Origin of the sequence: Piscinibacter sp. (assembly GCF_050175855.1) — a bacterium.
Taxonomy (GTDB): Bacteria; Pseudomonadota; Gammaproteobacteria; order Burkholderiales; family Burkholderiaceae_C; genus Piscinibacter.
In genome coordinates, this window is record NZ_JBFXIO010000203.1 from 1 (window position 1) to 9,008 (window position 9,008).

Consider the following 9,008-nt stretch of genomic DNA (forward strand, 5'->3'; position numbering starts at 1 on the left):
GGTGCGGGAGCCGGCGCGGGTGCGGGAGCCGGCGCGGGTGCCGGCGCGGGTGCAGGTGCAGGTGCAGGTGCAGGTGCAGGTGCAGGTGCAGGTGCAGGCGCAGGCGCAGGCGCAGGCGCAGGCGCAGGCGCAGGCGCAGGCGCAGGCGCAGGCGCAGGCGCAGGAGCCGGCGCAGGTGCGGGAGCCGGCGCGGGTGCGGGAGCCGGCGCGGGTGCAGGTGCAGGAGCGGGTGCCGCAGCACGAGAAAGCACGCCGGTGCGCTGCGCCGAGTTGCCGGCGGCGTCTTCTGCAACGACCGTGATGGTGTTGTCCCCGGGGTGCAGTTGCAGTGACGGGATGCTCCAGGTGGCCTGCCTGGCGCTGCCGGCGAGCGCGGCCGTGCCACTGCCTCCACGGTTGTTGCTCCAGCGAACGCGGTAGACCCAGAAGTTGTCGCTGACCGCGCCACGCAGGCTCACGGATCCACTGGCGCTCGGCGTCGAACTCGATCCTTCGCCAAGCACCGGCGCCACTGAATCCATGGCCCCCCAGCGCAGGCGAGCTGCCGTGTCGAGTTCGGGGCTGTCGAGAGAGGGAGTCTCGATGTTCTCATCGGCGCCACCGCAACCGCTCAGCACGAAACAGGCCATGGCCTGGGCAATCAGCAGACTAAGTCGCGTCTTCTTCATCTCGTGGGCTCGGGGGGAGGGCACGGAACGATCCTTGTCTCCTTATCGTAGGTGCACTGCCAGAGGTGCCAGTAACAGAGGTGTGCGCCCCCCGAGTTCGGTGGGAGCTCTCATCCACGCGTGGGAGGAGAGGGTTTCCAAGGTAGAGTGCGAAAGTTCGGCAGCGACACAGACCAGCCCGAGGCCCCGTCTCTGGAACGTTCAGTTACATATAAACGGACTGCGCCTGGGTGCGGGTCGGCCTCAACACATCCTGCCACGGCGAGGTCGAGCGACACGGCGATCGTTTCGCACCTCTTGCGCTTCCATGAAAATCCTCTACCACCACCGCACGGCTTCAAAGGACGGTCAGGCTGTCCACATCGAGGAGTTGATCGCCTCGTTGCGCCAGGAGGGCCATGAGGTCTGCGTGGTGGCGCCGAAAGCGCCTGCCACAGCAGACATGGGCGCGGAGGTCGGCTGGGTACAGCGCCTGCGTGCGACGCTGCCCAAGGCCCTGTACGAGCTGCTGGAGCTCGGCTATTCGCTGCTAGCCTATCGGCGACTGGCCAAGGCAGCAGCCGAGTTCAAGCCCGACTTCATCTACGAGCGCTACAACCTCTTCCTGCTGTCCGGCTGGATGCTGAAGCGTCGCCTGCGCATCCCCCTGCTGCTCGAGGTCAACGCGCCCCTGGCCGAGGAGCGCGAGCGCTTCGGCGGCCTGGGGTTGCCATGGCTGGCGCGCTGGACCGAGGGCATCGTCTGGCGCGGTGCTGACCGGGTGTTGCCGGTTACGCGCGTGCTCGGTGGGCACGTGGCCGCACGAGGCGTTCCATGGGAGCGCATCGAGGTCGTCCCCAATGGCATCAACGAGGCGCACTTCTCCTCGGCACCCTCTCCCGAGCAGGCCAAGGCCGCACTGGGCTGGCCGGATGCACTCGTGCTCGGATTCACCGGTTTCGTGCGCGACTGGCACGGCGTCGACCGTGTGCTGCGCTGGATGGCCGGCACCGACGCGCCTGTCAACGCGCGGCTTCTGGTCGTCGGCGACGGGCCGGCGCGGGCAGACCTGGAGCGCCTGGCTGGCGAACTCGCACTCGGCGAGCGGGTGCGCTTCACCGGCGTGATCTCGCGTGAGCGGGTGCCCGAGCACGTCGCTGCGTTCGACGTTGCACTGCAGCCCGCCGTGGTGCCCTACGCCTCGCCGCTCAAGCTGTTCGAGTACCTTGCATTGTCCAAGGCGATCGTTGCGCCGAACCGGCCGAACATTGCCGAGGTGCTGGAAGACGATGTGAACGCGCTGTTGTTCGACGAGCAGCGAGAGGGGCACTTCGAGGCCGCGTTGACCCGCCTGTGCCGCGACGGCGCGCTGCGCGAGCGGCTGGCCCAAGGCGCTGGCGCAACCATCGCACGGCGCTCGCTCACCTGGCTCAGCAATGCGCGCCGGGTGTGTCGCATTGCCGAAGACCTCGTGCCGCGGCGAGGCGGCACGGTGAGCCGGCCCGTCGCCTGAGCGGCACCGAGCGTTCGACCTCAGGTCGGCTGCTCGCCAGGCTTGGCACCGTGCGGCCCACGCTCATGAATGTCATGCAGCAAGGTGAGCAACTGCTCGATGCGGCGGTCCCAGGTGTTCTCGGCAGCGTAACGCCGGATCGCGTCGCGGTCCCACTCGCGGGCCAGCCCGTCGCCAATTGCTTCGCGCAGCGCCTGCGAGTCGCCGAAGGGCACCAGCACGCCGAGCTCGGGTCGGCAGACCACCTCCGCGTTGCCGCCCACCCGGGTGGTGATCACCGGCAGCCGGCACGCCATTGCCTCGAGAAGCACGTTGGCCCAGCCTTCGTAGCGTGTGGCGAGCACGAACAGGTCGGCCGCCGACAGCGGAACGTGCAGATCTGCAGGCGCCATGGCGCCGAGAAACCTGACGTGCTTTCCCATGTCCAGCCGTTCCGTCATGGCACGCAGTTCCGCGGAATAGTCACCTTCCGGCCCGACACCGCCGACGACCAGCAGCAGCAGCTGCGGGTACTGCTGAACCAGCGCCGGCAGGCACTCGATGATGCGATGAAAGCCTTTGCGCTCGACCAGGCTGCCGACCGAGACCAGCACGCGCGCATCGTGCGGAATCTCCAGCCGCGCACGTGCTTCTTCCCGCGCAATCGGGTTGAACTTCTCCAGATCGATGCCATTGCCGATGAGCACCGCATCGCGCTCGTTGGCGCCAAGCTCGATGCCGACCTGCCTCAACGCCTGCGAGACCGCGACGACGCGATTCGCACCACGCAGTGCACGCGCCATGCGCATGCCGATGGAACGGTCGTGGCGGAGGCGCTCCTCCTTGCCGCGCAAGGTGATCAGGTAGGGCAGGCCGGACCAGCGTGCGAGCAGATGACCGGCATAGCCGTCCGGGAAACCGAAATGAACATCGAGCACGTCGGCTCGGCCGCTGTCTCGCAGCCGGCGCAGCAGCGGACGCACCGCCATGGCGATGGACCAGCCGTCCAGCCGTCGCAGCACGCCTGGCAGCGCAAAGTAGCGAGGGCGATGGATCTCGATGCCATCGACGATTTCGTGTCGCGGCCGATCCGGACGATAGCTGGGCTTCCAGCGGCGCAGCAGCCCTTGCAGCGGGAACCAGGGCTGAGGCGCGACGACGGTGATCGGCAAGTGCCGGGCGACGCGGAACATTCGCTCCTTGATGAAGACGCCGGCGACCGGTTCGGCGGCAGAGGGAAACAGGGTGCTGAGGACGATCAGCGCAGGCTTGGAGTGAGGCATGTCGACGATGCAGATGCACGGGCCGGAAGCGGCAGCGCGGCCAGACGGCCGACGAGTATGCCCCGTGCCAGAAGGTTCGCCGCTTCCGGCACGACGCTGCATGCAGCGTGGGCCAGTGAACTCTTGCACGAGGGAGGGCAACTGCCAAGCTGCCTCGCCAACGCGACAGGTGCGGCATGGCTGAAATGAGAGGCGCAATCGCCCGCGGCGCCGCATGGATGGTGCTTTTCCGCCTGCTCGACCGATCGATCGGCATCGTCAGCACCGCGGTGCTCGCACGACTGCTGCTGCCGGAGGATTTCGGGCTGGTCGCGATGGCGATGTCGGTGATCGCGGTGATCGAGCTGGCCAGTTCCTTCAGCTTCGAGATTGCGCTGATCCAGAAGAGCGACCCGACGCGCGAGCACTTCGACACGGCATGGACGCTGAACATCCTGGTGGGTGCAGCGGGTGCGCTGGCCACGGCGCTTCTGGCCTGGCCGGCTGCGACCTTCTACGGCGACGAGCGTGTGGTGCCGGTGATGCTGGCCATCGGCGGCGCCTGGCTGCTCGCCGGATTCGAGAACACCGGGACGGCCAACTTCCGCCGGGCCATGAACTTCTCGGCCGAATTTCGCCTGATGGCCACCAAGAGGATGGTCTCCTTTGCCGTGACGATGGTCGCGGCGCTGCTGCTGCAGTCCTACTGGGCGCTCATCATCGGCACGGCGACGAACCGAGCCATGGGGGTGGTGCTGAGCTACACGATGCAGCCGTTCCGGCCGCGCCTGTCATTGTCCCGAAGCCGCGAGCTGTTCTCCTTCTCGGGCTGGCTGATTGCCAACAACCTTGCCGGCGTGGTGCTCGGCAAGGTGCCGCACTTCGCGGTCGGCAAACTGTTCGGCGCGCAGGCGCTCGGCGCATACACCATCGGAGCCGAAATCGCGCACCTGGCCTATACCGAACTGGTGGCGCCGATCAATCGCGCCACCTTTGCCGGCTACGCGAGGATGAAGGACGATCGGCCCGCATTCCGAAGCACCTGCCTCGATGCGACCGCAGCCATCCTGCTCATCGTGCTGCCGGTTAGCAGCGGCGTGGCCCTGCTCGCTGCGCCCGTGGTCCGTATCCTGCTGGGCGCCCAGTGGGGTGCCGCCGTGCCGATCATCCAGGTGCTCGCCTTCGCCGGGGTGGTCTCGGCCATCACCTCCAACAATGTCGCGGCCTACCTGGCACTGGGGCGCCCCCACCTTGCCACCTCGATCCTGGTCTCGCGGCTGATCATGCTGCTGTGTGCCATGCTGGCGCTGGCAGGAGTCCACGGGATGCTCGGTGTGGCCTTGGCCGAGCTCATCGCGGCGGCGGGGAGCCTGCTGGTGAGCCTGCCCATCCTGTTGCGCACGCTTGAACTGCCGACGCGAGACTATCTTCGGGCGCTGTGGAGGCCATTGACTGCCACTGCAGTGATGGCAGCCACGCTCGCCTTCATCATGCAACTTCTGCCCGCCCCGGACGACGTGCCGCGCGCGTTGCTGATGCTGGCAGTCACCGTGCCGGCTGGCGCGCTTGTCTATCCGCTCGCGGTGGCGTTGGCGTGGTGGGCCAGCGGCCGGCCCGAGTCCGTCGAGCGGTTGATCTGGGCGCGGTTCATCTCCTGGGCTTCGGCGCGATTCGCAACTCGGCGCGCCGCACGCTGAACGCGCCGCCCTGTCAGCGCGGAGCGATGCCCCAGACCGGCGTGTCGTGGAAACCCTGGGCGCCGCTGGCGTAGTTCGTCGCACCACTGAGACGCGACCAGGCGGCAGCGGCACCACTCGCCCGATGATCGACGGCATACGCCATCGCGGCGTGGAGATTTCCCCAGTAGCCGTCGGCCATAGCCTGCGGGTTCGCACCGGAACTGCCCTGCAGCGTGTTCCCGCCACCGCTGTTGGAGTTTCCGGTGGTCTGCGTGTAGATCGCTCCCCAGCTCTGGTACCAGTTGCTGCCACCGCCGTCGCTGGCCACCTTGAGGCCGTACTGCGCTGCATTCGTGAAAGGGAACTGGTTCGTGTCACCGGGGACGCCGAGACGACCGACGGCCCAGCGGTACATCCAGTCGCGCACCGCGTCGAGAGTGGTCATCGACGCCAGCGGCTCGGTGTCGGAGACGAAACCGTTGGTCATCACCCAGAAGTCGGTCATCCAGGGGGCGACCGTGCCGGTGCCGTTCCAGTTGCCATAGACGGACTGGTACACCGAGCCCGACCAGATCATCGAGCCATTGGCATCGATGGCCGACTTGTGTCGTGCGTAGCTGTTGGCGAGCAGGCTGCGGTAGTCGGCGGCCACGCCACCAGCGGTGATGTCGGCGTCCGGGGCGATCGCGCACAGCAGCCCCACGGTGCGAAGGGCCCATGCGATGCCGCGGGTCTGGCCCGGCTGCAGGAAACGATTGACGCCCGCCCCACGGTCCTGGCTGATGATCAGGTAGGTGGTGGCCGCCTGCAGGTAGGCCGTCTCTAGGTGCCAGTAGTCGCCGGTGAGCAGGTAAGCCAGGTAGCCGGCGCTAGGGTGGTGGTGCACCTCCCAGCGCAGCGAGCCTGCGTTGTAGCCATCGTCGCCACCGCCGTTGGGCCCGCTGAGGGTCCAGTTGGAGAAGGCGGATGGCTTGGGCGGCAGGTATGTGCTGCGATCTCGCCAGACGATCGGGTACGAATTGATCGCCGACGAGCCGGCAAGCACGGCACGGTAGGCGCGCACGTCGCCGCTCGAGCAGAACAGGGCTTCCCAGTTGGGCAGCAGGCCGATGCCGGGCTGAAAACCGGTGTTGCCCATGTCCTGCGTGTGCGGGCCGCCGCTCATCGGCGCGTAGCTCTGGACCAGGCCGTCGAGCACCGAACCGGCCGGGCTGTGCCAACCGTAGTTGGGCACCAGCTTGCTCCCACGCAGTTCTGCCGCACTCTGGCGCGCGGTGACCGCCGGATCTCCGCCGATCCAGCCTTCCGCGCTCCAGCGGGTATTGGCGTAGTGCGACAGGCTCGCGCCGCCGTTGTCGAACACGGTCGTCGAGCCGATGGTGACCGACGGAACGTAGCTTCGCGCCGCATTGGCAGCCAGCCCGCCAGAGCCGTTGTCCAGGTAACCGTTCTCGACGATCGCGCGGACCCATTGCCGACCGTCGGCAAACAACCGGACGTGGAACCACACCGTCAGCAGCGTTCCGCCGCCGACGCTGGCGCGATAGTGGCACTCGACCATTTCGGGCCCGCTGATCCAGGTGCGGATCGGGCTGCCGAGCAAGCTCGACAGCGCCACGCTGCCTAACGAGCCGCACTGGACCACCGCGGCCGGTGCCGCGGATTGAATGCTGGCGGAGGTCATCGCCGCGCCCACCGGTGCCGTGCCGCTGGAGACTGACACCGTTCGCGCCGTGTTCTGCGTCAATGCGGCCCTGCCGGACACGATGGCGTGCTTGATGCTGCCGTCATTCCAGCGCCGCTTGACGACCACCTGATAGTCGGTCAGGTTCAGCTCGAAGCTGCCCGATACGGCGCCCTTGGCGAAGCCCAGTCCCAGGCTGAAGGGATAGGTGCCGCCGGCCGCTGACGTCGAGAGCGTGAAGCTCGCGGGCGCACCGGGAACTGGAGCAGGTGCCGGCGCCGGAGCAGGTGCCGGCGCAGGGGCAGGTGCTGGTGCCGGAGCAGGTGCCGGAGCGGGGGCAGGTGCCGGAGCGGGGGCGGCGACCGAATCGCTCCCCGACCCTCCGCCACAGGCGCCCAGCACCAGCGAGCCCATCGGCGCTCCGGCGAGGCGAAGGAAGTGTCGCCGCGTGGCCCGGAAGCGTTCCTCCAGGTCTGATGGCGTCGAGCTGCTCAAGTTGATGCCTCTCGCGCGGCGATCGCTGCCGCGATGTGTGGGGGTCTGTCGCCGGCGATGCCCGCGCCGCTTACCTGATGGTCAGTCCGGAGGGAGCGGCCGGGGGAGTGGTGTCGGCCGGAGCGGCGACGCTGGCGGCATGGCGATACAGCAGCACGCGGGTGTTGGCCCCTTCCTCGGACAGGAAGGCGACCACGCCGTGCGTGCTCACCGGCACCGCCACGCGCATCCAGATGCGGTTGGAGTCGTTCGTGCGGAACAGCGGCACCCCCGCGCTGCTCAGCGTGCTCCAGCGGTTGCCCGCCACGTCGTACTCGTAGAAGCCCCCGCCCGAGCCGAACAGCAGGTGCCGACCCGACGCCGGGTCCACTGTGAACACCGACTGCATGATGCCCACGCCCACCGGCGCGGCCGCGATCGCGCCGACCTTGCCGCTGCTGTCCACCTTGTACAGCTGCGTCGAGCCGTTGCCCCCGCCGAACACCACCACCTTGTGCACCGGGTTGTAGCTGGCCACGTTGTGGTACGGCCCCATGCCCAGCCCGCCGGCCAGCTGCGTCCAGTTGCCCGTGGACTCGCGGTACAGGTGCACCTCACCCGTGCCGTTGCGCGTGCCCACCATCAGCAGCCCGCCCATCTCCGGGAAGTACTCGATCGCAATGGCCACTTCCAGCGACGGCCCGTTGGGCAGCTGCGACCAGCTCTGCGTGGCGCGCGTCCACTTGTACACCGTGCCCGAGCTGGCCAGCCGCGCGTACATGTCCCCGCTGGCCGGGTTCATCGCGCTGTGCTCGTAGCCGTGGATCATCCCGTAGCAGTTGGCCGACACCCCGCAGGCCCAGCCCGGACGCGGACGCGTCACCCAGCGGTTGCTCGCCTCGCTGTAGCTGATGTGCTTGTGCTCGGCCATGTGACCCTTGCCGAGAAACTCGATCTCGCGCGTGTTCGGGTTCCACTGCCCCTTGTCCGCATAGTTCAGGATCGTGTCGTTGCAGCCCGAGGGCTGGCACGACTCGATCAGCTTGTAGTCAAAGCCCGCGCCGTCGCCGCTGCGGTTGAGCACCGTCCATTGCCCGGCCCCCAGCTGCGCAGCCGCATCCCCCAGCGTGCTGGCCGCCGCGCTCAGCGCAGCCCCACCCAGCAGCGACGCCATCGCCAGCGTCCCCAACCTTCTAAACATCTCTTGGCTCCTCTGCGTGCGCATGCGCGCACTCACTGAACGACCTTGGACACTTCGGCAGAGAAGCCGCTTTCATTGCCCGCCGCGTCGTACGCCGTCACCGCAAAGTAGTAGGTCCGACCGCTGACCAGCCCGCTGGCCGTGAACGACGTGCTCGCGCCCGCGTCCACTCCCGAGCCGCGTGCCTGCACGTAACTCCCGGACGACGTCCCGTAGTACACCCGGTAGCCCACCGTGTCCGCCGAGTTCGACCGGTTCCAGCTCAGCGCGGCCGCAGGTGCGGGCGCCGGTGCAGGCGCCGGTGCAGGTGCAGGTGCAGGTGCAGGTGCAGGTGCAGGTGCAGGTGCAGGTGCAGGTGCAGGTGCAGGTGCAGGTGCAGGTGCAGGTGCAGGTGCCGGGGCAGGTGCCGGGGCAGGGGCAGGTGCAGGTGCAGGTGCAGGTGCAGGTGCAGGTGCAGGTGCAGGTGCAGGTGCAGGTGCAGGTGCAGGTGCAGGTGCAGGTGCAGGTGCCGGGGCAGGTGCCGGGGCAGGTGCCGGGGCAGGGGCAGGAGCAGGAGCAGACGCCGCCCG

General features: G+C 68.2%; 8 protein-coding genes. 4 read left to right on the top strand and 4 right to left on the bottom strand.

Annotated elements, in window-relative coordinates:
* Window positions 1–301, top strand: a 301-nt coding sequence (locus AB7U92_RS15565; RefSeq protein ID WP_428578649.1) for a hypothetical protein, incomplete at its 5' end; no start/stop codon positions are given.
* Window positions 302–975: 674 nt separating this feature from the next.
* Window positions 976–2,160 (top strand): glycosyltransferase family 4 protein, encoded by a 1,185-nt coding sequence (locus AB7U92_RS15570; RefSeq protein WP_428578652.1) that lies wholly within the window; start codon window positions 976–978, stop codon window positions 2,158–2,160.
* A 20-nt stretch (window positions 2,161–2,180) separates the two neighbouring features.
* On the opposite strand, the gene AB7U92_RS15575 is transcribed toward AB7U92_RS15570, so the two are convergent.
* Complete coding sequence (locus AB7U92_RS15575; RefSeq protein ID WP_428578655.1) at window positions 2,181–3,422, bottom strand: glycosyltransferase; 1,242 nt, start codon at window positions 3,420–3,422, stop codon at window positions 2,181–2,183.
* Window positions 3,423–3,598: 176 nt separating this feature from the next.
* Here AB7U92_RS15575 and AB7U92_RS15580 point away from each other — a divergent pair, with 176 nt between their 5' ends.
* Complete coding sequence (locus AB7U92_RS15580) at window positions 3,599–5,098, top strand: lipopolysaccharide biosynthesis protein (protein ID WP_428578658.1); 1,500 nt, start codon at window positions 3,599–3,601, stop codon at window positions 5,096–5,098.
* Between the two features lie 13 nt (window positions 5,099–5,111).
* Here AB7U92_RS15580 and AB7U92_RS15585 read toward each other — a convergent pair whose 3' ends face one another.
* From AB7U92_RS15585 to AB7U92_RS15595, 3 genes are all read right to left on the bottom strand, one after another.
* Complete coding sequence (locus AB7U92_RS15585; protein WP_428578661.1) at window positions 5,112–7,259, bottom strand: hypothetical protein; 2,148 nt, start codon at window positions 7,257–7,259, stop codon at window positions 5,112–5,114.
* A 70-nt stretch (window positions 7,260–7,329) separates the two neighbouring features.
* Window positions 7,330–8,439, bottom strand: a complete 1,110-nt coding sequence (locus AB7U92_RS15590; RefSeq protein WP_428578664.1) for a hypothetical protein — start codon at window positions 8,437–8,439, stop codon at window positions 7,330–7,332.
* 32 nt (window positions 8,440–8,471) lie between these two features.
* Entirely contained in the window at window positions 8,472–8,705 is a 234-nt protein-coding gene (locus tag AB7U92_RS15595; RefSeq protein WP_428578667.1) for a fibronectin type III domain-containing protein, read from the bottom strand.
* Between the two features lie 23 nt (window positions 8,706–8,728).
* Between AB7U92_RS15595 and AB7U92_RS15600 the strand changes: the two genes are divergently transcribed.
* Window positions 8,729–9,008: hypothetical protein (locus AB7U92_RS15600; RefSeq protein WP_428578670.1), on the top strand; the 280-nt coding region annotated here is incomplete at its 3' end.